The organism is Paeniglutamicibacter sp. NPDC012692 (assembly GCF_042901625.1).
Taxonomy (GTDB): Bacteria; Actinomycetota; Actinomycetes; order Actinomycetales; family Micrococcaceae; genus Paeniglutamicibacter.
Window position 1 is genome coordinate 476,260 of sequence record NZ_JBIBDE010000001.1, and the last position, 22,951, is coordinate 499,210.

Genomic DNA, 22,951 nt, shown 5'->3' on the forward strand with positions numbered 1-22,951 from the left:
TGCCTTTCGCTGTGCGCGGCCCATGGTGGCCGGCACGAAGTAATGGAAGAAGTCGGAATCAGCGAAAGGCAGGTGGGCCACGTAGCGGCGGCGAGACGAGGAATGGCACGGCAGGCAGACGGTGTGCCTGGACAACAGGAATGATCCAAGCCGGCGGGCGAACGGGGGAAGTGCGCAGGACCGTGAAGAGCGGGCGCATCCACCTCGCCACCGCGTGAAGCGCTTCTTCGCCGCGGGTGATAAGGATGGCGGTTGCCAGGGTCGCAATCACGTGGGCCGCGAACATGGTGACACCACCCCCGCCCTGGACGGCATGCTGGTGTGACTCGGCGGACCCGACGGTACATGTCAGTGCGGCCGAGTGATCAAGGTGGGTGGAAGCCGAGGCGCACACCATCGTGGTGGTGGTGCTGAGAAATTCGAATGCCTGGTGGAGCGCGAACTGCCCTCCACCCAGGACCGCCAGCAGGGCCGGTAGACCCAAGGTACGCTTGGCAACGACGATTGAGGCCAGCATGGTCAGTGTGGCAAACCCGACGAGGACAGCAGGGTGCGGCAGCATTCCGCCGCCGGCCTGGTGCGCTCCTGCGGAGAGAGCCAGCACGACGACGCTGACCACGGCGGCACGGAGCATGCGCGCGTGCCGTTCCTGCATTGCCGCCCCTTTTTCTATCGCTCGTAAAAGTCGCTCCCCAGCTTAGGGCTTCGCCAGCAACTATGCTCCATCGAGCCGTAACACTCTGGTGGGCGACGCATGCCTGTACACCGTTTGCCGGATGATGCCTAAAACCGCGGCTTCCAGGGCGAAACCTTGGGCGGCGATTCCGTGGCCACCATGACCAAGCACTTCCCCGGCGGCGGGCCCCAGAAGGACGGGGAGGACCCGCACTTCTCCTACGGCCGCGAGCAGGTCTACCCCGGGGACAACTTCGAGCACCACCTGCTGCCGTTCGAGGCAGCCTTCGACGCCGGCACCAGCCAGATCATGCCCTACTACGGCATGCCTGTGGGCACCGAGTACGACGAGGTCGGCTTCGGTTTCAACAAGTCGGTCATCACCGGCCTGTTGCGCGATCGTTACAAGTTCGACGGGGTCGTCTGCACAGACTGGGGCCTGCTCAGCGACGCGGTCATCGCCGGGGAGCCCTTCCCGGCCCGGGCCTGGGGCGTGGAACACCTCTCCACCCGCGACCGGATGCTTGCCGTGCTCAACGCCGGGGCCGACCAGTTCGGCGGCGAGGCCATCCCCGAGGTCCTGATCGACCTGGTCCGGAGCGGCGAGATCAGCGAGGAACGGATCGACGTGTCCGCCCGCCGGCTGCTGCGCGAAAAGTTCGTACTCGGGCTCTTCGACTCCCCCATGGTCGACGTCCGGCGTGCCGAGGCAATCGTCGGCAGCGCGGAATTCCGGGCCGCGGGCGAGGCCGCCCAGCGCGCGTCGTTCACGCTGCTGAGCAACCGGGCAGATGCCGCCGGCGCCCCCACGCTGCCGCTGTCCCGCGGCGTCAAGGTCTACCTGCAGGGCGTCTCCGCGGAGGCGGCCGCCGGATACGGAACGGTGGTCGATTCGCCGGAGGAAGCCGACGTCGCGATCGTGCGCCTGCAGGCGCCGTTCGAGCAGCGGGACACCATGTTCGAGAACTTCTTCCATGCGGGTTCCCTCGACTACCCGGCGGACCAGCTCGAGGGCCTGGTCGCGCTCTGCGGCACGGTGCCGACGGTGATCGACGTGTTCCTGGACCGTCCGGCCATCCTCACTCCGCTGGTCGGCGAGGCCGCCGCCATCACCGCCAACTTCGGCGCGAGCAGCCATGCACTGCTCGACGTGCTTTTTGGCGACGCCGAACCGCAGGGCAGGCTGCCCATGGACCTGCCGCGTTCCATGGATGCCGTGCGGGTGAACCTTCCGGACGTGCCTTTTGACACCGTCGACCCGCTATTCCGCTTCGGCCACGGGCTGGGCTACAACACGGGGGCCTGACACCCGGGAAGCATGTGCGGAAACCCGCGCAGGGTGGAACTGTTCAGCCGGCCGGGCCGGTCGAACAGTTCCACCCCTTATTTGAGCATGTCGTCCATGACCGGCGCTTTCCTGTCGTTCGCCGTCATGGGAGTCAGGCCCCACCGGCTCTCAATCGTGTGCAGCAGGGAGTAGTGGTCGTACTTCCGGTGGGATGTGAAGGCCTGCCGGGCGGCGGGCCCGGCGAAGATGGTTGGCACGGTGTTGTTCCCGCCCTCGTCCTCGTCCTCGTCCCAGGTGAGCACCAGCAGGGAGTTCTGCGTCGTGAACGGGGGCGACGCCAGGATCTTGGGCACATGGCGTGACAGCCAGGCATCGCCCGTTTCCACGGGGCAGTCGTGCATGTCGTTGCAGACATTGGGGGCGATGAACACGTAGTTGGGCAGTCCCTCGGCTGATTTCAGGTCCTCGCTCAGCCGGGTCAGGGGAACGACATGCGCCTCGCACGAGCCCTTGTAGTCGGTGACGCTCGGGTAGTACATGAACGGATTGTGCCTCACGCCGTACAGCTCGGAATTGGTGGCCGTGCACGGGGCGGGCATACTTTCCGCATACATCTTCCAGGTCCGTCCCGACCGTTCGATGGCGTCGGTGATGTTCGGAACCTGCGCCATGCAGCCGTCCCCGGGTTCGCAGTCGTCCGTGATGCCGGCGTTCGTCCCGCTGGTCATCGCCAGGTAGTTGGGAAGGCTCGGGTGCATCACGGCTCGGTAGTTGGTCGCCAGCGCATTCTCGGCGGCCAACTTGTTGATGTACGGGGCGGCGGCGTTGCCCAGGATGTTCGAGCGCGAGTGGTTCTCCTCGACGATGATGACCACATGGTCGATCCCCGCTTGCGGAACCGCAGTGGATTCGGGACTGCCCGCCGAAGGGCTCGGGCTTGGGCCAGGCATGGTGGACGACGCCGATTGCACGGCGGAGGGCCCCGGCGAAGTGCATCCCGCCAGCAACGGTCCCGCCGCAAAGACGCCGATCGCCACGGCGACAAGGAATCTGTTTTTCCTGCCCATCACCCGATACTAATCCGGGCGATCGCATCTTTCCCATCCCCAGGCACCCTCATTCTGCGAGGGCGCTTGACCCCCAACCACCTTCAGGGCGTCGGCTGGATGAAGGAAGACCCCGCGGCCGGGCGTCGTCGACCTGTTCGCCCGACCGCACGGCCGCGGGACCGGGAACCGCTGCCCGCCAACTCCTTGACACCCAAATTGGCGGGGTCTATTACAGAGGTGTCCGATACATCCCTTTTCGCCCAAGGAACAATCATGGGAGCCACCCCATACGGAATTGTGCACTTCTTCCCAGGAGGCACCAAGGAGCAATACGACGTCTCGCTTGCCGCGGTCCACCCGGCAGACGGCAGCCTGCCGGAAGGCCAGATCTTCCATGCCAGCGGTGCTTCCGCCGGAGGCTGGACGATCATGGCCGTCCACGAGTCGAAGGAGAGCTGGGAGAAGTTCCGCGACGGCATCCTCCTTCCCCGCATGCAGGAAGGAATCGAGGGCGGATTCACCTCGCCGCCCGAAGAGACCGTCATCGATCTGTACAAGGTCATGCCCTAGCGACGTGCAAGGCCGCTGCCAAGTCCATTGGCAACGGCCTTCCTGCGTGCGGAGGCAAGACGGGAGAAGGAGGCGGCCATGGCCGAAATTCCGAATTACTTTGAGATCGGTACGCCCGACCCGGAGGAGGCGCGGCACTTCTACGGGTCGCTCTTCGACTGGACCTTCGACGACCCCTCGCCGCTCGGCTACGGCATGGTGAACGGCGGGAAGGGCGGGCTGTGGGACACCACGTCCACCGGCGGAAGCTCCTGGGCGATCTTCTACGTGCAGGTCGACGACGTCAAGGCGGCGATCGCCCGGGCCCTATCGCTGGGCGCCAGTGTCGCACTCCCCTACGTCGACAACGGCTCAATCGAATTCGCCCACCTCCTTGACCCGCGGGGCAACCGATTCGGCGTGTGGCGGCCCAAGCAATCCGATTGAACGAACGACGATGACTGCGTGGCACGCCGGTTGGTGCCCCTGGTATCGCCCTGCCACGGAGGGCATTCGCTGTCGAACCGTTCACGACGATGCGCTCGCCGAGGCGCCTCCCGCCAACCGCAACAACAACGCAGCCGGACGGAGGTTCCGGCGCTCCGGGCAATCTTGTCGTGCCCACCCTTGATAAACGCGGCTCGGCGGGACAACGTGGGTTCGAAGAAGCCCGCGGGGCAAATCGGTGAGGGAGGGCAACCATGTGTCGATTGTTCGGGATGCACACGGGCCACCACCCCGCGAAGGCCTCGTTTTGGCTGTTGCGGGCTCCCAACAGCCTGGAACTCCAGAGCCACTACGAGCCCGACGGAACGGGAATCGGCTCGTTCGCCGCGGACGGCAGCCCGTTCATCAGCAAGCAGCCGATCTCCGCATGGCACGATCCCGAGTTTGCCTTCGAAGCCAAGCATCTGGAGAGCACCACGTTTCTCGCCCACGTCCGCTACGCGAGCACCGGCGGGCACACTCCAGAGAACACCCATCCGTTCGTTCAGGACGGCCGCCTGTTGGCCCACAACGGCGTACTGGGCGGCCTCGACGAACTCGACAGTCGCCTGTCCCTGCTCGGGACCTCGGAACTGGTCCTGGGCCAGACCGATAGCGAGCGGATGTTTGCCTTGATCACCGCGGAAATCCGTCGGGCCGCCGGCGACGTGGCCGCGGGGATCGCCGCCGCACTCACCTGGATCGCGGAAAACCTTCCCGTCTACAGCCTGAATTTCATCCTGACCACTCCCACCGACCTCTGGGCGCTCAGATATCCCGCGACGCACGAGCTATACGTCCTCGAGCGGCGCATCGGGAGGAATGCGCCCTCTGAAGACCTGCGCATGCATAGCGACCGCATCCACGCGCACAGCCCGGAACTGGCCGCACGCTCATCCGTCATCGTGGCCACGGAGATGATGAGTGCGGATCCCGCCTGGCGACCGCTGGAACCGGGCGAGCTGCTGCACGTCGACAGGGCGCTCGGCGTGGAATCCAGCTTCCCCCTGCCAGGGAATCCGCTTCGGCTGATGACGTTGGAGCAGCTCGACCCAAAGACTGCGGCCTCCCAGCATCCGCAAACGCATGTCCGCCCCTCCTGAACGGCCATGGGAAGCCATGGGGGAAGCCGCCCAGCCAACAACCGCTTTCGAATATGCATTCGAAACACGCGCCTTGAGCGGGCGACGCCGTCGAGGCTCCGCAATTCATTGCAACTCCGATGTCCGAGCGGACCATCTGGAAAAATGGGATCATGACCATCACCGCCGCCCCCTGGACCTCGGACCCCTCACGTGTGGGCGTCCGGGTGAGGCTCGTGCAAGTGCCACGCGACGTACTCGATGCCCTCGCCGACGGAGACCTGGACAAAGCCCGATCCCTGACTGATCTTGACCTGACGCCATACCTGACCACCGCCGAATGCCGAGGCCTTTGGCTCAGGCGGCGGAGGCAGATCACCCGGGATGCCGCCGAGGCCCCATGGGTGACCAGGCTTGTCGTTGATGCCGAAACGGGGGCGGTCGTTGGGCGTGCGGGATTCCACGGCCAGCCGGATGCGACGGGCATGGTCGAAGTCGGCTACTCGATAGACCCCACGTGCCGCCGGCGAGGCTACGCGCGGGCCTCACTCGTGACACTGATCGATGCGGCCAGGCGCGATCCCCGCGTGAACACGGTGCGTGCATCCATCCGCCCCGACAACGTCCCGTCGCGCAACCTGGTGGATCAATACGGGTTCCGGGTGGTCGGCGAACAGTGGGATGAGGAAGACGGACTGGAAACAGTGCTCGAGCTCAACCTCCGATAAAAGCCCCCGGCCACGGATCCATCCACCACGCACAACAAGGTGCCATTCGACCGCAGCCGATTCGGGCGCATACCTCAGAGGCACATTCTCGGAATCCTGCAGCACCGAACTCCCCAGCAACCTCAGGGACGCCGGCCGGGAATAGAGCGGAATCCCTCCACCAATTGCCCTGGGTCCCGGCACAAGGTGCAACTCATCGATGAGTCCACGCTACAGCAACACGTTCCAAAGCAGGTGGCTCGCAAAGACCACGATGTCCCCACCAACGCCCGCCTTCTCGATGCGGAGCAACCGGTCGATCTCTGAGCCCGGAATGACGCGACTGCTGTCATGCCAGGCGTTGTCGACGGGCAGCACGCAACTGTCACCGACAACGAGTTTGGGAATCTCTCCGTAGAGCCGGCTAAGAACCCTGTTGGTTTCACTCAATCCAGGATTCGCGGGATCCTCGGGCGCGTCGGCGACGTTCGGCCAGAACGAACGGAACAATTCGAACGAGGCACGGCCCAGCAAGACCGTACCGGCGGAACGCATGTGCTCGAGGTTCAGCGCGTCCAACGCCGCATCCATGTTCAGCACCAGCGGATTGCCGCCGACCCCGGCGAAGTAGCCGTCAAGGCTTGAGATGTTGCAGACGATGACCTTGCGCATTTGGAACGTTCCTTCAGACAAGCGACTCACTGGTCACCTACCCAGGCTCCTCCGATTATGGCGATCTGTCGGCTTGGGTGGATGAGAACTTTCCGGGCAGAGCCAGCGGGAATGGAGTCTTGGTGGCTCTGCCCACCAAGAAGCGGTATTTCGACTGCCTAAAATCGTCCTCACATCGCGACCAAGAAGGGTAAGCGGTCGGCAGAGTGAACAAGTCCCATGGCGGTAGACGCATCGAAATCGGGTTCACGGCGCTCGCCGAGTGTCCTCTCGGGTGCAATGCAGCTTGCGTCCGGGAATACAACGTCTGGCACCGGTTACTACTGGCCGTAGAATAGCTATATGACCTCTCGCAAGACCTGGATCGCCTATTTTGCGATCGACGTGGTTCTAGTCCTGCTCTTTGCCCTGATCGGACGGCAATCACACGAGCACTCGTTGACAGTGCTGGGCGTGCTGCAGACAGCAGCCCCTTTCCTCATTTCGCTGACGATTCTGAGCCTGCTCTCGCGTCCGTGGATCAACCACTCGCGCCTTTGGCCCACCGGATTCCTTGTATGGCTCGGCACGGTTGCCCTGGGGCTGGCGTTCCGGGTGCTCTTCGGGGGCACCGCCGCCGTTGCTTTCATCGTCGTCGCCACGATCGTCCTGGGTGTCTTCTTGATGGGTCGACGGGGCATCACCACTCTTATTGCGCGCCGCCGCGTGCGCTCCGCCAAGTCCTGAACTAGGCTCTGCCTAAGCTTCGGACCGACACCATTAATTACTGGAGGTAACACCGTGGTCACTGCATTCGTGATGATCCAAACAGCTTCTGACAGCATTCCCGAGTGCGCAGAGAAGATTTCAGACATCGAGGGCATCTCCGAGGTCTACTCGGTCGCCGGCGACTGGGACCTCATTGCCATCGCGCGAGTGCGTCACCACGAGGATCTGGCCGAAGTCATTGCCAACCGACTCTCAAAGGTCCCCGGGATCAAGGGCACACAGACCCACATAGCGTTCCGCGCATATTCAAGCCACGATCTCGACGCCGCGTTCTCGCTCGGCCTCGAGTAAGTCACGGCCCCGCAGCCTCAGCAGCATCCAACCGGGTGGCTTGTTGTCGATCAATTCCTGATCAACGACAAGCCACCCAGTCGTTTAAGCGGAATCCGGGCACCCGGAACGCGGGGCGGCAAGGAGGGATCCCGTGGCTATCGGGTATGGGTCGGCGGACCTGACATGCAGGTGTCCAGGGCACGTGTCATTGACCTGGACACCCGCCGTGGTTGCTTTGGCAGAAACCCGAGACCGACTGCAACCCGCGCAGTCCTTCGGACGGCCCCACGCGCTCACCCGCGCCCCTGCAGCCAGGATCCGTACCTCCGGGTTGTTTCTCACCCCAGAGGCGCCAGAAACAGGCGTGGCACACCTTGCGTCCCCTGGGGACAGGCGTGCCACGGATCAATATTTTGGGTTGACGGTCCCAGGACTAGGCGGTCGCCGCGATCCAAGCCTCAAGCGCACGCTTGGCTGCTCCGGAATCAATCGCGTCTTCGGCCTTGGCCTTCGCCGCAATGAGCCGTTCCTGCAAGGTACCGTCGGCAGAAGCGTCCAGCGCCACCAGGCCCGCGGCAGCATTGAGCACCACCGCGTCTCGGACGGGTCCGCGGGCTCCGTCGAGGATCTCGCGAACAACCTGCGCGTTGTGTGCGGAGTCTCCCCCGCGCAAATCATCAAGGGTGGCCCGGGCCATTCCGATGTCCTGGGCGTCAAAGATCGATTCGGTGACCTTGCCGTCACGGACCTCCCACACCCGGTTCGGCGCGGTCGTGGTGAACTCGTCCAAGCCGTCCTCACCGCGGAACACCAAGGCGCGGACGCCGCGTGCAGCCAGGACGCCCGCCATGAGCGGAGCCATGCGAAGGTCGGAGCAGCCGATCGCGGATGCCGTCGGTTGCGAGGGGTTGGTCAGCGGGCCCATGAAGTTGAATGCCGTTGGCACGCCCAACTCTCGACGGGGCACCGCGGCATTGCGCATCGAAGGGTGGAACACCTGGGCGAAGCAGAAAGTGATGTTCGCCGCGTCGAGGACGTCCTCAAGCCGATCGATGGGCATATCAAGTCGCACGCCGAGCGCCTCAAGGACGTCCGCCGAGCCGGCGGAAGATGATGCGGCCCGGTTCCCGTGCTTGACGATCTTGGCGCCAGCTCCTGCGCAGACCAGGGAAGCCATGGTGGAGATGTTGACCGTGTTTTGCCTGTCACCGCCGGTTCCGACGATGTCTAGTCGGTCACCCTCTATTGTGAGCGGCCTCGCATTGGCCAGCATTGCTTCCACAAGACCGGTCAATTCGTCGACGGTTTCGCCCTTGGAACGGAGCGCGACAAGGAAACCAGCCACCTGGGAATCGGTGGCATTCCCCGTCATCACCTCGCCCATGGCCCAATACGCTTGGTCCCGATCCAGGTCGCCGCCGGCGATCAGGCTCGAGAGAATTGTTGGCCATGTGGGGAACTTTTGCTGCGCTCGAATCGTTGACACGCCTCTAGGTTATCTACGAATCGTAGAAAGTCTGAAATGTTAATCCCGCGTGTTTCCGCGGTTGTAGGCGTGAAGTGCCCAAAATTCGCGCCACGCGGGGGGCTATGCATTGGTGTCAGAGGCACTTTTATAGACATAATGGCTCTGTGACAACTGCGACTCATGCCCTAAATGCCCCGGCGCATCCTGCGCCGAACCGTCCCAACATGGTGTCGGTAGGAACTGTCGTCTGGCTATCCAGCGAGCTCATGTTCTTTGCCGCGCTTTTTGCCATGTACTTCACACTCCGCGCTGCATCGCCGGAACTGTGGGCGACCGAAACCGCGAAACTCAACGTTCCGTTCGCACTTATTAACACGATCATCCTGGTCTCGAGCTCATTCTCCTGCCAGTTGGGTGTCTTCCGTGCCGAGGATCTTAAGCCTCGCCGCACCGGCGGACTGTTCAACTTGAAGGAATGGGGAATGGTCGAATGGTTCGTCCTGACCTTCATCCTCGGTGCCATCTTTGTTTCCGTTCAGGCCTACGAGTACACCGAACTGGTTGCTCACGGCATTGCGTTGAACTCCAACGCATACGGCTCTGTCTTCTACATGACCACCGGCTTCCACGGCTTGCACGTGGCCGGCGGCCTCATCGCCTTCTTGCTGATCATCGGTCGTGCACTCATTGCACGTAAGTTCGGTCACTACGAAGCAACCGGCGCGATCGTGGTGTCCTACTACTGGCACTTCGTCGACGTCGTGTGGATCGCCCTGTTCATCATCATCTACTTCCTGAAGTAGCGCACTCCAAAAGTTGCCTACTTACGGCAGCTCCCAGTTCTAAGAAATAAGTGAGGAACCAGCAAGTGAAGGCTCTTTCGCAAAGGCGCCGCCATCCACTCGCCGCCGTCGCGCTGCTTTTGATGGGCCTGCTCATCACCGGAGGCCTGTATGTGGCCGCCGGCAGCGTCAACGAGGCTAAGGCAGCCACTGGATACACCGCTAGCGACATCGAACAAGGCAACAAGCTCTTCGTCGCCAACTGTGCCACCTGCCATGGCATGAATGCCGAAGGATCCGCAGACGGTCCTTCGCTGATTGGTGTTGGCGCCGCTGCAGTCGACTTCCAGGTCGGTACCGGCCGTATGCCGATGCAGATGCAGGGCCCCCAGGCTCAGGTCAAGCCGGTGCAGTTCGATGACGAACAGATCTCCCAGCTCGCCGCATTCGTTGCCAGCTTGGGTGCCGGACCGTCCATCCCCACCGAGGAAGTTCTTGATACTTCCAAGGGCCACGCCGCCGAAGGCGGCACCGTATTCCGCGTGAACTGCGCAATGTGTCACAACGCCGCCGCAGCTGGTGGTGCCCTTACGCGCGGTAAGTTCGCTCCTTCCTTGGCTGGGGTTTCGGAAAAGCACATCTACGAGGCCATGATCACCGGCCCGCAGAACATGCCGGTCTTCAACGACTCGAACATCTCCCCCGAAGAGAAGCGCAACGTCATCACCTTCTTGAAGGAAATCGAATCCCAGGGTTCGCCCGGCGGAGCCAGGCTTGGTTCGTTGGGTCCGGTATCTGAAGGTCTCTTCATCTGGACCGCTGGTTTGGGCATCATCATCGCCTTCACCATCTGGCTCACTTCGCGTCCTTCCTAAGGCCGCAGACGGCTAACCCCGTCGAAATCACTACGTACTAATGAATCTTGAGAAAAGGATGAGAGACAACATGGGCGACCATAGTCACGGCAGTCCGGACGATTCGGGCACCGTTGCTAAGGCTGGCACGGGAACCCTGGATAAGTTCCAGGATCCCGGCCTTCCGCCGCATCGGAAGCGCTTGGCAGATACCGACCCGCGAGCAGAGAAGCGAGCAGAGCGTCAGGTAGCGCTGCTCTTTATCATCTCCATCATCGGAACGCTGTCGTTCTTCATTGCTTACTTCGTTCTCGGACGTCCGGATAGCCTCACGGAAATCCGCGTGCAGAACTCGATGCTCGGCCTTGGCACCACTTTTGCAATGCTCGGCATCGGTATCGGCATCGTCCACTGGGCCAAGGTCCTGATGCCGGACCACGAAGTCTCGGAAATGCGCCACGAGATCCGCCCCGAAGCGGATCGCCAGGACGCCGAAGACATCATCAACCAGGTCATCGAAGAAACCGGCATCAAGCGTCGCCCGTTGATTCGCAACACCCTGATCGGCGCCATGGCGTTGGCTCCGGTTCCGGCGATCTTCATGTTCCGCGACCTTGAAGGTTCGGGCAAGACCGCAAACCAGCTGATCGAACAGCTGCGTCACACCATGTGGGCCAAGGACGTTCGCCTGACCCGCGACCCTTCGGGCACCCCGATCAAGGCCTCGGATGTGCAGATCGGTTCGGTCTTCCACGTCATCCCCGAGGGCTTGAACGAGTCCGAGGATCCGCTGAACGAAAAGGCCAAGGCCGTCGTACTGCTGATGCGTCTGGATCCGGGAAAGATGAACATCTCCCCCGGCCGCGAGAACTGGCACGTAGACGGCATCGTCGCCTACTCCAAGATCTGCACCCACGTGGGTTGCCCGGTTGCTCTGTACGAGCAGCAGACGCACCACCTGCTGTGCCCGTGCCACCAGTCGACCTTCGACCTCACCAACGAGTGCAAGGTTGTCTTCGGTCCGGCCGGTCGTCCGCTGCCACAGCTGCCGATCACGGTTGACTCCAACGGCTTCCTGGTCGCCCAGAGCGACTTCCACGAGCCTGTTGGACCGAGCTACTGGGAGCGTGGCTAATCCATGAGCACCACTACTGAGTACACCCCGAAGACCGCAACGGGTCGCATCGCCAACTTTGTTGACGAGCGCACCGGCGGCTCGGCCATGGTCAAGGAATTCGGTCGCAAGATCTTCCCCGACCACTGGTCCTTCATGTTTGGCGAGGTGGCGCTGTACACCTTCGTACTGCTGCTGATCTCGGGAACGTTCCTGACGTTCTTCTTCGACCCGTCGATGACCCACGTCATCTACGACGGTTCGTACAACCCGCTCAAGGGCATCGGCATGTCTGCCGCATACTCCTCGTCGCTGGATATCTCCTTCGACATCCGCGGCGGTCTGTTCATGCGTCAGGTCCACCACTGGTCCGCACTGCTCTTCGTTGCTGCCGTGTCGGTCCACATGCTCCGCGTGTTCTTCACCGGCGCATTCCGCAAGCCCCGCGAACTGAACTGGGTTGTCGGCGGCGTGCTGCTCATCCTGGCGATGGCTGCAGGCTTCACCGGCTACTCGCTCCCCGATGACCTGCTCTCCGGCAACGGCCTGCGCATCATCGACGGCGTCATGAAGTCGATCCCGGTTGTCGGCACGTACATCTCGTTCTTCCTCTTCGGTGGGGAATTCCCGGGTACGGCCGTCATCCCGCGCCTTTACTCGCTGCACATCATGATCGTGCCTGCCATCATCCTTCTGATGGTCGGCCTGCACCTCTTCATGGTTGTCGTGCACAAGCACACGCAGTACCCCGGCCCGGGCCGCACCAACGACAACGTCGTAGGCTTCCCGGTTGGTCCGGTTTACGCAGCAAAGGCCGGCGGCTTCTTCTTCATTGTCTTCGGAATCGTTGCCTTCATCTCGGGCTTCTTCACGATCAACCCGATCTGGAACTACGGACCGTACGACCCGTCGCCGGTTTCCGCCGGTACCCAGCCTGACTGGTACATCGGTTGGGTTGACGGCGCGCTGCGCCTGATGCCCGGTGTGCTTGGCAACTTCTCCTTCGAGTTCAACATCCCGTTCCCTTGGGCCACCAACACCCTGGTGCTCAACGTGCTGCTTCCGGCACTGGTTCCGGCCGGCATCATCTTCACCTTGATGTTCACCTGGCCATGGATCGAACGCTGGCTCACCAAGGACAACCGCGAACACCACCTGTTGGATCGCCCGCGCAACGCACCGTTCCGTACGGCCGTCGGTGTTGCAGGCGTCGTCTCCTACAGCGTGATGTGGGCTGCGGCCTCCTCCGACTTGATCGCTACGCACTTCCATGTGGCGTTGAACGACGTGACGTACTGGTTGCGTACGCTGTTCATCGTTGGTCCGATCCTCGGCTTCATCCTTGCCCGCCGCATCGCACTGTCGCTGCAACGCAAGGACCGCGAGATCGTCCTGCACGGCCGCGAAGCGGGCATCATCGAGATGTCGCCGGAAGGCGGCTTCTCGGAGAAGCACGAAGACCTTGATGTGTACCAGCAGTACCACCTGGCCGTCTTCGAGGACCGCAAGGTTATTCCGGCCCAGCCGGACGCAGCAGGCCACATCTCCGCCAAGGAGAAGCGCCGTGGCGCACTGTCCAAGTTCTTCTTCGAGGATCGCGTTGCTCCGGTGACTCCGTCCGAGTTGGCAGCCGCCAAGGCTGCACATGGACATGCAGAGATCGAAGGATCCGAACAGGATTCCATCGGTCACTAAGTTCCACCAGGAACTAGCCCAAGCTGTGGGGCCCGTCTTCGGACGGGCCCCACAGCCGCTTAACCCGAAAGTCCGCTCTGGCATGATTCATGCCAGAGCGGACTTTGCCGTTTCCCCAGGGACGGCCACACCCACTCCCCCGGGCACGGCGATCACGTTGTTCGGCAGATCGGCTTATGCGTGGGATTCAGCGTTCTTCAAGGGCATCTAGATACAAGGAACCCTGGCCTTGGTACTCTTTGATTGCCGCTCAGCATATGCGGTGTCCAGACCTGCGGACACGGAAGGCATCGCCCATGAGTATTCCCCTGCATCCGGCGCCACCACCGCCGCATCAGGGCAACGATTCCCCACCTGCCAAGACCAACGCCCTTGCCATCGCCGCATTTGTCTCATCGTTCATTGTCGGCATGACCGGCGTCGTCTTGGGGCACATCGCCCTGCACCAGATCAAGACCACTCGTGAAGGCGGCCGCTGGTTGGCCATCGCCGCGCTGGTGATCGGCTACTCGTCCACGGCGATCGGCGTTTACTTCATCACTGCTATCTTGTCCGCAAGCGGCTGACACCGCAGGAACGCCCCGGCTTCACAGCCCATACCCCGTTTCCGTGAACGCTGGCGGGAGGCCCCATTCTTTCAGAATCCCGGACTCCGCGACGATTCCAATTCGGGCACGGAAAGCTGGAGCCCGAGGCGCCCCGAGCTCCAGCCTTCCGCTACTTGGTTCTGCGGTAGCCTCGGTCCAGCAGTCCGCCGATCATTCCCGCCATCGCACCCGGCAGGGCGACAGCGGCCACGAGATGCCGGAGCAAGCTGTACGGCGCCACCAAGGCAATCCCTCCGACCAGGACAGCAGGCGCCGCCACGCACGCGGTAACCCAGGGTGGATGACCGCGCAGGAACGACCACGTGGCTGCGACCAGTGAGGCAGCCGATCCGCCCAGCAGGTAAAGACTGCCGACGCGAGCGTCCTCCTCAAGGCCCGGCACGGGGAGGTACCCGAGGAATGTTGACACCCACAAGCCAATGGCCATCAGGACAATGGATGCCACGACCAGGAGCGCCCAGAGGATGGCACCTAGCCATCCCCGACGTCGGACGGAAGAACTGTCCTGAAGCATGGTCTGCGCTCCGTTCCCCCATCATGAACACGATGTTGCCGCCAAGCCACCACAGGTTGTGCGTCGAGCCTGGCTGCCAGGCCGGCGGCTGCCTCCCCCGCCCCGTGGAAATTCGACCATGAGCGCCAAGATAGCATCCTGCCGCTGGCATTTCCACGTATTTATCCAACAACTAGACAAGGTGAACAGCCCACGATTAGGGCACAGTCAGGCGCAGGACCCCATTTCGCGGAAGGCTTGCGCAAAGAAGCGATCGATTGCCGGGGGGGGGTTCGCCGCGTGGTCCGCAATTCGGGGAATAACGGACCATTTGGCTCACGAGCAGTTTGCTAGTTACGCCTACGACCGCCTGGACGGCCTTCTAACGGCCACGCTGGGCTTACAGGGTGGTGTAGCGAGGTGTGCGGCTCCCCTGGCGCTGCAGCGGCACGAAGAGCTTGTAGCGATCGGAGCGGTAGAGCGACACCGAGTAGTCAACGAGCCCGTCTCCCACAAAGGCGTACCTGGTGATCTTCAGCAAGGGGAAACCGACCTCGACCTGGAGCAGGTCCGCGTTCGCCGCGGTGGCAGCCGTGCTTTCGATCTGGTCCTCGCCCCATTCAAGGACGAGGCCATAGCGTTCATGCAACGACTGGTAGAGCGAAATCGGCGGCGGGTCGTTGAGGAAACCGGGCACCAGGTCGCTGGGCATGAAGTTCTCGTCAAGGCTCATTGGTTTGCCGTCGGCCAGGAGCAGGCGCCTGAAGCGAATGACCGGCGCGCCCTCGTCTATTTGCATGTGCCGCGAAAGGCTTCCGGTGGCCGGGACCTCGTCAAAGCGCAGCACATGGGCATCGGGGACCATGCCGCGCCTGATCATCTCTTCACTGTAGGAGTTCAGGCGGACCTGCAGGTCGACCTTCGGGTGCGCGACAAAGGTGCCCACCCCCACGACACGTTTGAGGACCTGGTCTTCAACCAAGGAGTCAATGGCCTGCCGTAGCGTCTTCCGGGCCACGCCAAGCGAGGCGGCAAGCTCGCGCTCGGGCGGGAGCTTGAATCCGGGTTCGCACACCGTCTTGGCATGGGTGCGCAGGATTTCACGGATCTGCCGGTACTTGCCAACGGGTGAGCCTTCATCGATGGCACCGAGAACCGACGGCTGTGGCGCATAGGGTTTCACGTCTACTCCATTTGTTGAGGCCCAAGAACTGCCTGTATTAATTCTCGCGCATGAATGACGGGGTTAAAAGCAAAGAGTCGGTGTTTCCCCCAACGGGGAAACACCGACTCTTCAGAAACTGCGGTTAGAACGCACCAGAATTAGTGGGCGTGGGCACCGCGGCTGTACTCGTAAACCCAACCGACCAAGCCGATTACGGCGAGACCTGCACCGATGTACAGGACCCACCAGCCCAATGCCAAGCCGGCGAAGCCGGTAGCGGCACCGAAGCCGAGGAACAACGGCCACCAGCTCCACGGGGAGAAGAGGCCGATGGTGCCGGCGTTCTCGTGGATGTCGCCGTCAACGCGGTCTTCGGGGCGGGGGCCCACACGACGCGCGGTGTGCAACAGGTACCAGCCGATCATGATCGACAGGCCGGAGAGCATGAACAAACCGAGGAAGCCTACGGGTTCCGACCAGTTGACCATGATGCCGTAAACGATGCCTACGGGGGTGAAGAAGAAGATACCACCGAGGAAGAGCCAGGACTCAACTTTCATCTCTACTTATCCTTCTGGTCAGCCGGGCCGAAGATCTTTGCCACTGCGTTGTCCGGGGTCGAGCGTGCGCTCAGTTCCGGGTGGTGCAGGTCAAGAGCCGGTCGCTCGGAACGAATGCGCGGGATGGAGTGGAAGTTGTGGCGCGGCGGCGGGCAAGAAGTTGCCCATTCCAGCGACGCACCGAAGCCCCACGGATCATCCACGAGAACCTTCTTGCCCTTGCGGTGGGTGGTCCATACGTTCCAGAAGAACGGAATCATGGACATGCCCAGGATGAAGGAGAAGATCGTCGAGAACTGGTTCATGGTGGTGAAACCATCTTCAGGCATGTAGTCGGCGTAGCGACGCGGCATGCCCATGACACCCAGCCAGTGCTGGATGAGGAAGGTGCCGTGGAAGCCGATGAACAGGAGCCAGAAGTGGAGCTTGCCAAGGCGCTCGTTGAGCATCTTGCCGGTCCACTTTGGCCACCAGAAGTAGAATCCGGCGAACATTGCGAACACGACGGTGCCGAAGACCACGTAGTGGAAGTGGGCAACCACGAAGTAGGTGTCCGAAACGTGGAAGTCCAGCGGCGGAGCCGAAAGGATGATGCCGGTCAGACCACCGAAGAGGAAGGTCACCATGAATCCGAGGCTCCAGAGCATCGGGGTTTCGAAGGTGATCGATCCGCGCCAGAGGGTACCGATCCAGTTGAAGAACTTCACACCGGTTGGTACGGCGATCAGCATGGTCATGAAACCGAAGAACGGAAGCATGACGGAGCCGGTGACGTACATGTGGTGCGCCCAAACCGCCACGGACAGCGCCGCGATGGAGATGGTTGCAAAGATCAGGCCCTTGTAGCCGAAGATCGGCTTGCGGCTGAAGACCGGGAAGATTTCCGACACGATGCCGAAGAACGGCAGCGCGATGATGTAAACCTCGGGGTGGCCGAAGAACCAGAACAGGTGCTGCCAGAGAACCGGCCCGCCTGCTTCCGGGTCAAAGACGTGCGCGCCGAAGCGTCGGTCAGCACCCAGTGCGAACAGTGCGGCTGCCAGCGGCGGGAATGCCATCAGGACCAGGATCGCGGTGATCAGCGTGTTCCAGGTGAAGATCGACATACGCCACATGGTCATGCCCGGTGCACGCAGGCAGATGATGGTGGTGATGAAGTTGACGGCGCCGAGGATGGTGCCGAAGCCCGACAGTGCCAGGCCGAAGACCCAGAGGTCGCCACCCACGCCGGGGCTGAAGGTGGTGTTCGACAGCGGTGCGTAAGCGAACCAGCCGAAGGAGGCTGCGCCCTGCGGGGTCAGGTAACCGGACAGCGCGATGATCGAGCCGAAGGAGAAGAACCAGAATGCGAGTGCGTTCAGACGCGGGAAGGCCACGTCCGGTGCGCCGATCTGGAGCGGCATCATGACGTTTGCGAAGCCTGCGAAGAGCGGGGTTGCAAACATGAGCAGCATGATCGTGCCGTGCATTGTAAACAGCTGGTTGTACTGTTCCTTGGTCTGCAGGATCTGCATGCCAGGTTCGAACAGCTCGGCGCGGATGATCAATGCCATCACGCCGCCGATGCAGAAGAAGATGAACGACATGATCAGGTACATGTACCCGATGGTCTTGTGGTCGGTGGAGGTGATCCAGTTGACGAAGATCCGTCCCTTGGAAACCGGAACCACGCGCGGTGCGAGGCTAGCGGCCCCGTCGGTTGCGTATTCGTAAGTAGTCACGATGGATTACTCCTTTTCCGCGCCGTGGGCGGCTGCCTGGTTGACCGTGCCCGGCTGGCGATCGTATTCCTTGCCCAAGTGGCCATCCTTCATGGTGGCCAGCTGTGCCTGGAATTCGGCCTCGGAAACTACCTTGACGTTGAACAGCATCTCCGAGTGGTATTCGCCACAGAGTTCTGCGCACTTGCCGTCAAACTGACCCTCGACCTGCGGGGTGAGGTAGATGTAGTTCGTCTTGCCCGGAATCATGTCCAGCTTCTGCAGGAACGCAGGTACCCAGAACGAGTGGATGACGTCACGGCTGTTCAGCTCGAGCGTGACGCTCTTTCCAACCGGCAGGTACAGGGTCGGCAGGGTCTCTTCAACGCCCGGCTTGCCGGTGAGGTGAGCCTGAACGGTTGCGTCGTACTTCTCTACGCCCTTGTAGGTGTAGTTGTAGTCCCACGCCCACTGCTTGGCGCGGACGTCCACTACGAGCTCGGAGTCGACCTTGGTGTTGATCGTCTTTTCGGTCTGGTCGGAGAACGTGAAGAACGTCAAGACCAGGACCAACGGCACGGCCGTGTAGAAAATTTCGATTGGCAAGTTGTAGCTAAGCTGGCGCGGGTAGCCAGTATCGCCCTTGCGACGGCGGTAAGCGATGATGCACCAAAGCATCAGGCCCCACGTTAAAATGCCGATGACAAGCGCTGCAATCCACGAGTTGACCCAGAGATCCTGGATCATACTGGTGTGGTTGGTGGTGTCACGTTCGACGTTTGGGAGCCAACCTCGCTGGGCTTCCGCTGAACATCCCGTCAACAACAACGCGCCAGCGCCAGCAAGAGCCAAGACTTTGGCTCTGCCTTTGCGGCGGCTGCTGGTTCGGTCTTGCGAACTCACAGACGGCCCTTCCTCTTTGTTGGTGCTGAATGAGTCTTCGACGCTCAGCGGCCGGACTCAAGTGAATCAACGCTGATGAGGTCGAAGAAAACCATAGTTTTACTACTTATCGTAGAGCTTACCCTCTCGGGCGCTCGAATGCCGACCAAAACACCGCTCACGCGTGAAGATGTCTCAACGCGTGAGCGGTGTATTTGGTTCCGACTTAGTGGAAAGAATCTCCACAGGCGCAAGAGCCGCCGGCGCTCGGGTTGTCGATGGTGAAGCCCTGCTTGGAGATGGTGTCTTCGAAGTCAATCGAAGCTCCGGCCAAGTACGGGACGCTCATCTTGTCCACGACAACTTCAACGCCGTCGTACTCGTTGACCGCGTCGCCCTCGAGCAGACGCTCGTCGAAGTAGAGCTGGTAGATCAGGCCCGAGCATCCCCCTGGCTGAACGGCGACGCGCAACCGAAGATCGGTGCGGCCTTCCTGTTCAAGCAGTGAACGGACCTTGTCTGCAGCTACATCCGAGAGCTTGACCTCGTGGGTCGGCAGCTCGGTAGCATCGGCGGTGGTTTCGTTGGGTGCAGCTGTCATGCTTGATCCTCCATTTACTGCTCAACTTGGGCAACGCCTCAAGCGTGGCCCCTCATCTTCTATGGTACGTCGACGCCGCAAACGTTGTCGCGGCGCCCCCTGTGACTTAGAGCCCGTGGTTGTTCAAGCGTGCCAAGAGCAACGCCTCGGCCAAAATTGCATGACGGAAGTCACCCAAATGAAGCGACTCGTTGGCCGAGTGGGCGCGGGAATCGGGATCCTCGACGCCGGTGACAAGAATCTGCGCCTGCGGGAAGACCTCGAGCAGATCGGAGATGAACGGGATGGAGCCGCCGATGCCGGTTTCCACGGCCGGGACGCCCCACGCCTCGCCCAGTGCCCAGAGGCTTGCCTGCGCGGCCGGCGCCGAGGTGTCGGTGGAGAATGCCTGACCGGCCTCGTCTGATTCGAAGCTGACCTGCGCGCCTCGGAGGTCCTGGGCCATGATGTGGGCCCGGACCGCCTCAACGGCCTCCTGCGGGTCCTGCCCCGGTGCTAGACGCAGACTCAGCTTGAAGCGCGTCGACGGGATCAGCGTGTTGGAGGAGACCGCGACGGTCGGGATGTCCATCCCGATGATCGAGAGCGCCGGCTTGTTCCACAGACGGTCGGAGATCTTGCCGCTACCGGCAAGGGCCACCGAATCCAGGACCGAGGAATCGGTGCGGAAGTCTGCCTCGGGGTATTCCACCTCCGCGGTCTCGTGGGCGACCAGCCCGGCGATGGCCACGTTGCCCTCGGCATCGTGGAAGGTGGAGATCAGGCGGGCGGCGATCGTCGGTGCGTCGAGGACCGGTCCCCCGAACATTCCCGAGTGCACGGCGTGGTCCAAAACGCGGACCTCAACCACTCCCCCGGCCATACCGCGCAGCGACGTAGTCAGCGCGGGAACCCCGACCTTCCAGTTGCTCGAGTCCGCAACGACGATCACGTCGGCGGCGAGGCGGTCGCGGTGGGTCTCAAGGAATTGGCGGAAGCTCGGCGAACCGGCTTCCTCCTCGCCCTCCAGGAAGAACGTGACGCCGAGCCCGAATTCCTCGACCTTGGCCAGCACGGCGCGCAGGGCGGCGATGTGGACCATGATGCCGGCCTTGTCGTCGGCAGCGCCGCGGCCGAACAGACGTCCGTCGATCTCGGTGGCCTCAAAGGGCTTGGTGTTCCAGAGTGCTTCGTCCCCCGGAGGCTGCACGTCGTGGTGTGCGTACAGCAGGATCGTCGGCTTGCCGTCGCGGGCGGGGCGGTTTGCAACGATGGCGGGGCCGCCCATGGCGCCGGACTCGGTGGGCACGCGCAGGATGTCAACCTGTTCCATCCCCGCGTCGCGTACGAGTTGCGCCACGGCATCGGCGCTGCGGTCCAGTTGCGTGGCGTCGAACGACTCCCAGGCGATGCCAGGGATTGCCACAAGGTTGCTTAGTTCGGAAACGATTCGTCCGAAGTCGTTGTCGATGTGGTCGCTCAGTGCGTCGCGATCCACACCGAATGACGTCGATACGGCGGTGTTCTTGGTAGTCATACTCGAAAGCCTACAACCGTGCCGTGTCCTGGATGAGGCAGGCGTGCCACGCGCGGGTAGACTATATGGGTGTTTGGACGCAAGAAAGATCAGGCAGCTTCCGTAGAAGCGCCCACAGAAGAGACCATCAAGCCCACCGGCAAAAATGCCCCGACTCCCAAGCGTAAGGCGCAGGAAGCAAGCCGCCAGCGGCCGTTGGTTCCCACGGACCGCAAGCTTGCGCGTGAAGCAGAGCGCGCCCAGCGCCTCGAAGCGCAGAACCGCATGCGTCTGGCCAATGAAACCGGCGACGAGCGCTTCATGGCGCTGCGCGACCGCGGCGACCAGAAGCGCTTCGCCCGCGACTTTGTGGACCGCCGCTTCATGATCGGCGAATACCTGATGTTCGCGGTCTTCGGCTTCCTGATCATCTCGCTGACCATGTCCAAGTTCCTGCAGGTTCAGGTGTACATCACCTTTGCACTGTGGATCCTTGTCGCCTTGGTGGTCATCGACTCGTTCCTCATGTCCCGCGGCATGAAGAAGGGTCTCGTCGCCCGCTACGGAACCGTCGAACGCGGCGTCGTCTGGTACGGCGTCATGCGTGGCATGCAGTTCCGCAAGCTGCGCCTGCCCAAGCCACAGGTACGCCGCGGAGAAGACCCGCGCTAAACGCACAAGCGTTCAACAATCCACACAAGGCGTGTGTTGCACCGGAAGCGGTGCAACACACGCCTTTTTCATCCCCCGACGGACGGGGATAGACAAATGGGTCGGTTGGGTTTCCCGCACGAACTGCGGAGAAACCAATCGACCCATCGCCTTGCCAATGGTGGCCTATGCCTGGTTGCGCAGGCTGACACCCTTGGCCACTGCCTTGGCCAACGTCTTGTTGATGCTGCGCGCCCACAACGGTCCCTCGTAGAGGAACGCGGTGTAACCCTGCACCAGGTCCGCGCCCGCCTGCAGGCGTTCGATGACGTCCTCGCCGGTGGTGACACCGCCGACTGAGATGATCGCCATGCTGGCAGGAACCTTGGCGCGCAAAACCTTCAGGACCTCCAGCGAGCGGGCCTTCAACGGTGCGCCGCTCAGGCCGCCGGCACCGATCTCGGCGACCTTGAACGCGTCGGAGGACAGTCCCTCGCGCGAGATCGTGGTGTTGGTCGCGATGATGCCGTCGAGCTTCAGCTCCTGCGCAAGGGTTGCGACGTCCGCGATATCCTCATCGGTCAGGTCCGGCGCGATCTTCACCAGCAGCGGGATGTGGCGGCCAGCCACGCGGTCGGCCTCGGCGCCGACGGCGCTGAGCAACGGACGCAGGGACTCGACGCTCTGCAGCAGGCGCAGGCCGGGGGTGTTCGGCGAGGAAACGTTGACCACCAGGTAGTCGGCGTGCGGGGCGAGCTCGCGGGTGGAGACCAGGTAGTCCTCCACGGCGTCCTCGAGCTCCACGACCTTGGTCTTGCCGATGTTGATGCCGATGACCGGGCGGTGTGCACCGAAGCGGCGGTTCAGCAGCATGCGGGCGTCGCGGGTCCGCGGGGCCACGGCATGGGCGCCGTCGTTGTTGAAGCCCATGCGGTTGATGACCGCCTTGTCCTCAATCAGGCGGAAGAGCCGGGGCTGTTCGTTGCCGGGCTGGGCGGCACCGGTGATCGTTCCGACTTCCACGTGGCCGAAGCCCAGGTCGGCGAGGGAGCCAATGCCGGCGCCTTCCTTGTCGAAGCCCGCGGCCAGGCCGAAGGGCGACGGGAAGTCGATGCCCATGACCGTGCGGCGCAAGGACGCGTCCGGGGAGCAGATCATGCGGGCGACGCTCGAAAGCCCGACCTTTTCGGAGAGTCGAATGGCGTTAAAGGCGAAGTGGTGGGCCTTTTCGGGGTCCATGCCCGAAAAAAGCACACGGAAAATCGTGGGATAGATGCGCATAATCTCCAGTCTTCCCTCTGCGCTCCCTCCAAACAACTTCAACCCGGTTATGC

Annotated in this window: 25 protein-coding genes; 13 read left to right on the forward strand and 12 right to left on the reverse strand. The window is 62.4% G+C overall.

The genetic code is table 11. The features are described from left to right. Positions 1 to 58: 58 nt before the first annotated feature. Complete coding sequence (locus ACFY5D_RS02090; protein ID WP_387524339.1) at positions 59 to 655, reverse strand: hypothetical protein; 597 nt, start codon at positions 653 to 655, stop codon at positions 59 to 61. 156 nt (positions 656 to 811) lie between these two features. Here ACFY5D_RS02090 and ACFY5D_RS02095 point away from each other — a divergent pair, with 156 nt between their 5' ends. After that, positions 812 to 1,981: a glycoside hydrolase family 3 C-terminal domain-containing protein gene (locus tag ACFY5D_RS02095; protein ID WP_387524342.1), complete on the forward strand. Its 1,170-nt coding sequence runs from the start codon at positions 812 to 814 to the stop codon at positions 1,979 to 1,981. A 77-nt stretch (positions 1,982 to 2,058) separates the two neighbouring features. Here the strand turns inward: ACFY5D_RS02095 and ACFY5D_RS02100 are convergent, their stop codons facing one another. Next, the gene (locus ACFY5D_RS02100) at positions 2,059 to 3,030 is read right to left on the reverse strand and encodes an alkaline phosphatase family protein (protein WP_387524344.1); all 972 of its coding nucleotides are present in this window, start codon (positions 3,028 to 3,030) and stop codon (positions 2,059 to 2,061) included. Positions 3,031 to 3,285: 255 nt separating this feature from the next. Here ACFY5D_RS02100 and ACFY5D_RS02105 point away from each other — a divergent pair, with 255 nt between their 5' ends. The 4 genes from ACFY5D_RS02105 to ACFY5D_RS02120 all read left to right on the forward strand — a co-directional run bounded on the left by ACFY5D_RS02105 (position 3,286) and on the right by ACFY5D_RS02120 (position 5,857). Then, complete coding sequence (locus ACFY5D_RS02105; protein ID WP_387524347.1) at positions 3,286 to 3,582, forward strand: hypothetical protein; 297 nt, start codon at positions 3,286 to 3,288, stop codon at positions 3,580 to 3,582. Between the two features lie 78 nt (positions 3,583 to 3,660). Next, positions 3,661 to 4,008 carry a VOC family protein gene (locus tag ACFY5D_RS02110; RefSeq protein ID WP_387524350.1) on the forward strand — a complete coding sequence of 116 codons (348 nt, stop codon included), beginning with the start codon at positions 3,661 to 3,663 and terminating at the stop codon, positions 4,006 to 4,008. Positions 4,009 to 4,262: 254 nt separating this feature from the next. Further along, positions 4,263 to 5,150: a class II glutamine amidotransferase gene (locus ACFY5D_RS02115; RefSeq protein ID WP_387524356.1), complete on the forward strand. Its 888-nt coding sequence runs from the start codon at positions 4,263 to 4,265 to the stop codon at positions 5,148 to 5,150. A 152-nt stretch (positions 5,151 to 5,302) separates the two neighbouring features. Beyond that, positions 5,303 to 5,857, forward strand: a complete 555-nt coding sequence (locus ACFY5D_RS02120; protein WP_387524359.1) for a GNAT family N-acetyltransferase — start codon at positions 5,303 to 5,305, stop codon at positions 5,855 to 5,857. Positions 5,858 to 6,067: 210 nt separating this feature from the next. On the opposite strand, the gene ACFY5D_RS02125 is transcribed toward ACFY5D_RS02120, so the two are convergent. Further along, positions 6,068 to 6,508, reverse strand: a complete 441-nt coding sequence (locus ACFY5D_RS02125) for a dihydrofolate reductase family protein (RefSeq protein ID WP_387524362.1) — start codon at positions 6,506 to 6,508, stop codon at positions 6,068 to 6,070. Positions 6,509 to 6,850: 342 nt separating this feature from the next. On the opposite strand from ACFY5D_RS02125, the gene ACFY5D_RS02130 reads away from it, so the two are divergent. Then, on the forward strand, positions 6,851 to 7,234 hold the full coding sequence (locus ACFY5D_RS02130; RefSeq protein WP_387524365.1) for a DUF3054 domain-containing protein: 384 nt from the start codon (positions 6,851 to 6,853) through the stop codon (positions 7,232 to 7,234). Between the two features lie 54 nt (positions 7,235 to 7,288). Next, positions 7,289 to 7,567, forward strand: a complete 279-nt coding sequence (locus ACFY5D_RS02135; RefSeq protein WP_209996998.1) for an Lrp/AsnC ligand binding domain-containing protein — start codon at positions 7,289 to 7,291, stop codon at positions 7,565 to 7,567. A gap of 415 nt (positions 7,568 to 7,982) precedes the next feature. Here ACFY5D_RS02135 and trpD read toward each other — a convergent pair whose 3' ends face one another. Beyond that, on the reverse strand, positions 7,983 to 9,035 hold the full coding sequence (gene trpD, locus ACFY5D_RS02140; protein WP_387524368.1) for an anthranilate phosphoribosyltransferase: 1,053 nt from the start codon (positions 9,033 to 9,035) through the stop codon (positions 7,983 to 7,985). Positions 9,036 to 9,181: 146 nt separating this feature from the next. Here trpD and ACFY5D_RS02145 point away from each other — a divergent pair, with 146 nt between their 5' ends. The 5 genes from ACFY5D_RS02145 (at position 9,182) to ACFY5D_RS02165 (ending at position 14,028) form a co-directional block, all read left to right on the forward strand. Next, a complete protein-coding gene (locus ACFY5D_RS02145) occupies positions 9,182 to 9,820 on the forward strand; it encodes a heme-copper oxidase subunit III (RefSeq protein WP_387524371.1) in 639 nt (212 codons plus the stop codon). A gap of 65 nt (positions 9,821 to 9,885) precedes the next feature. Beyond that, complete coding sequence (locus ACFY5D_RS02150; RefSeq protein ID WP_387524374.1) at positions 9,886 to 10,674, forward strand: cytochrome c; 789 nt, start codon at positions 9,886 to 9,888, stop codon at positions 10,672 to 10,674. A gap of 70 nt (positions 10,675 to 10,744) precedes the next feature. Beyond that, positions 10,745 to 11,788 carry a Rieske 2Fe-2S domain-containing protein gene (locus tag ACFY5D_RS02155; RefSeq protein ID WP_387524377.1) on the forward strand — a complete coding sequence of 348 codons (1,044 nt, stop codon included), beginning with the start codon at positions 10,745 to 10,747 and terminating at the stop codon, positions 11,786 to 11,788. Positions 11,789 to 11,791: 3 nt separating this feature from the next. Continuing rightward, a complete protein-coding gene (locus tag ACFY5D_RS02160) occupies positions 11,792 to 13,462 on the forward strand; it encodes a cytochrome bc complex cytochrome b subunit (RefSeq protein WP_387524380.1) in 1,671 nt (556 codons plus the stop codon). Positions 13,463 to 13,758: 296 nt separating this feature from the next. Next, positions 13,759 to 14,028, forward strand: coding sequence for a DUF4190 domain-containing protein (locus ACFY5D_RS02165; RefSeq protein ID WP_387524383.1), 270 nt, complete (start codon positions 13,759 to 13,761; stop codon positions 14,026 to 14,028). Between the two features lie 151 nt (positions 14,029 to 14,179). Here the strand turns inward: ACFY5D_RS02165 and ACFY5D_RS02170 are convergent, their stop codons facing one another. From ACFY5D_RS02170 to ACFY5D_RS02200, 7 genes are all read right to left on the reverse strand, one after another. Then, entirely contained in the window at positions 14,180 to 14,584 is a 405-nt protein-coding gene (locus tag ACFY5D_RS02170) for a hypothetical protein (protein WP_387524385.1), read from the reverse strand. Between the two features lie 379 nt (positions 14,585 to 14,963). Further along, positions 14,964 to 15,746: a GntR family transcriptional regulator gene (locus ACFY5D_RS02175; RefSeq protein WP_387524388.1), complete on the reverse strand. Its 783-nt coding sequence runs from the start codon at positions 15,744 to 15,746 to the stop codon at positions 14,964 to 14,966. Positions 15,747 to 15,886: 140 nt separating this feature from the next. Next, the gene (locus ACFY5D_RS02180) at positions 15,887 to 16,288 is read right to left on the reverse strand and encodes a cytochrome c oxidase subunit 4 (RefSeq protein ID WP_387524391.1); all 402 of its coding nucleotides are present in this window, start codon (positions 16,286 to 16,288) and stop codon (positions 15,887 to 15,889) included. 2 nt (positions 16,289 to 16,290) lie between these two features. Continuing rightward, positions 16,291 to 18,009 (reverse strand): cytochrome c oxidase subunit I, encoded by a 1,719-nt coding sequence (gene ctaD, locus ACFY5D_RS02185; RefSeq protein ID WP_387524394.1) that lies wholly within the window; start codon positions 18,007 to 18,009, stop codon positions 16,291 to 16,293. A gap of 6 nt (positions 18,010 to 18,015) precedes the next feature. Next, entirely contained in the window at positions 18,016 to 18,891 is an 876-nt protein-coding gene (gene coxB / locus ACFY5D_RS02190) for a cytochrome c oxidase subunit II (RefSeq protein WP_387524397.1), read from the reverse strand. Between the two features lie 205 nt (positions 18,892 to 19,096). Beyond that, entirely contained in the window at positions 19,097 to 19,471 is a 375-nt protein-coding gene (locus tag ACFY5D_RS02195; protein WP_387524400.1) for a HesB/IscA family protein, read from the reverse strand. A gap of 106 nt (positions 19,472 to 19,577) precedes the next feature. After that, complete coding sequence (locus ACFY5D_RS02200; protein WP_387524403.1) at positions 19,578 to 20,987, reverse strand: dipeptidase; 1,410 nt, start codon at positions 20,985 to 20,987, stop codon at positions 19,578 to 19,580. Positions 20,988 to 21,056: 69 nt separating this feature from the next. Here ACFY5D_RS02200 and ACFY5D_RS02205 point away from each other — a divergent pair, with 69 nt between their 5' ends. After that, positions 21,057 to 21,638, forward strand: a complete 582-nt coding sequence (locus ACFY5D_RS02205; protein WP_387524406.1) for a DUF3043 domain-containing protein — start codon at positions 21,057 to 21,059, stop codon at positions 21,636 to 21,638. 165 nt (positions 21,639 to 21,803) lie between these two features. Here the strand turns inward: ACFY5D_RS02205 and ACFY5D_RS02210 are convergent, their stop codons facing one another. Next, on the reverse strand, positions 21,804 to 22,898 hold the full coding sequence (locus ACFY5D_RS02210) for a quinone-dependent dihydroorotate dehydrogenase (RefSeq protein ID WP_387524409.1): 1,095 nt from the start codon (positions 22,896 to 22,898) through the stop codon (positions 21,804 to 21,806). Positions 22,899 to 22,951: the final 53 nt, after the last annotated feature.

Bases quoted from the DNA above. Each gene is read 5' to 3' on its own strand.
- ACFY5D_RS02090 (WP_387524339.1), bottom strand. From the start codon at position 655: ATGCAGGAACGGCACGCGCGCATGCTCCGTGCCGCCGTGGTCAGCGTC.
- ACFY5D_RS02100 (WP_387524344.1), bottom strand. From the start codon at position 3,030: ATGGGCAGGAAAAACAGATTCCTTGTCGCCGTGGCGATCGGCGTCTTT.
- ACFY5D_RS02105 (WP_387524347.1), top strand. From the start codon at position 3,286: ATGGGAGCCACCCCATACGGAATTGTGCACTTCTTCCCAGGAGGCACC.
- ACFY5D_RS02110 (WP_387524350.1), top strand. From the start codon at position 3,661: ATGGCCGAAATTCCGAATTACTTTGAGATCGGTACGCCCGACCCGGAG.
- ACFY5D_RS02115 (WP_387524356.1), top strand. From the start codon at position 4,263: ATGTGTCGATTGTTCGGGATGCACACGGGCCACCACCCCGCGAAGGCC.
- ACFY5D_RS02120 (WP_387524359.1), top strand. From the start codon at position 5,303: ATGACCATCACCGCCGCCCCCTGGACCTCGGACCCCTCACGTGTGGGC.
- ACFY5D_RS02125 (WP_387524362.1), bottom strand. From the start codon at position 6,508: ATGCGCAAGGTCATCGTCTGCAACATCTCAAGCCTTGACGGCTACTTC.
- ACFY5D_RS02130 (WP_387524365.1), top strand. From the start codon at position 6,851: ATGACCTCTCGCAAGACCTGGATCGCCTATTTTGCGATCGACGTGGTT.
- ACFY5D_RS02155 (WP_387524377.1), top strand. From the start codon at position 10,745: ATGGGCGACCATAGTCACGGCAGTCCGGACGATTCGGGCACCGTTGCT.
- ACFY5D_RS02160 (WP_387524380.1), top strand. From the start codon at position 11,792: ATGAGCACCACTACTGAGTACACCCCGAAGACCGCAACGGGTCGCATC.
- ACFY5D_RS02165 (WP_387524383.1), top strand. From the start codon at position 13,759: ATGAGTATTCCCCTGCATCCGGCGCCACCACCGCCGCATCAGGGCAAC.
- ACFY5D_RS02170 (WP_387524385.1), bottom strand. From the start codon at position 14,584: ATGCTTCAGGACAGTTCTTCCGTCCGACGTCGGGGATGGCTAGGTGCC.
- ACFY5D_RS02180 (WP_387524391.1), bottom strand. From the start codon at position 16,288: ATGAAAGTTGAGTCCTGGCTCTTCCTCGGTGGTATCTTCTTCTTCACC.
- ACFY5D_RS02195 (WP_387524400.1), bottom strand. From the start codon at position 19,471: ATGACAGCTGCACCCAACGAAACCACCGCCGATGCTACCGAGCTGCCG.
- ACFY5D_RS02200 (WP_387524403.1), bottom strand. From the start codon at position 20,987: ATGACTACCAAGAACACCGCCGTATCGACGTCATTCGGTGTGGATCGC.
- ACFY5D_RS02210 (WP_387524409.1), bottom strand. From the start codon at position 22,898: ATGCGCATCTATCCCACGATTTTCCGTGTGCTTTTTTCGGGCATGGAC.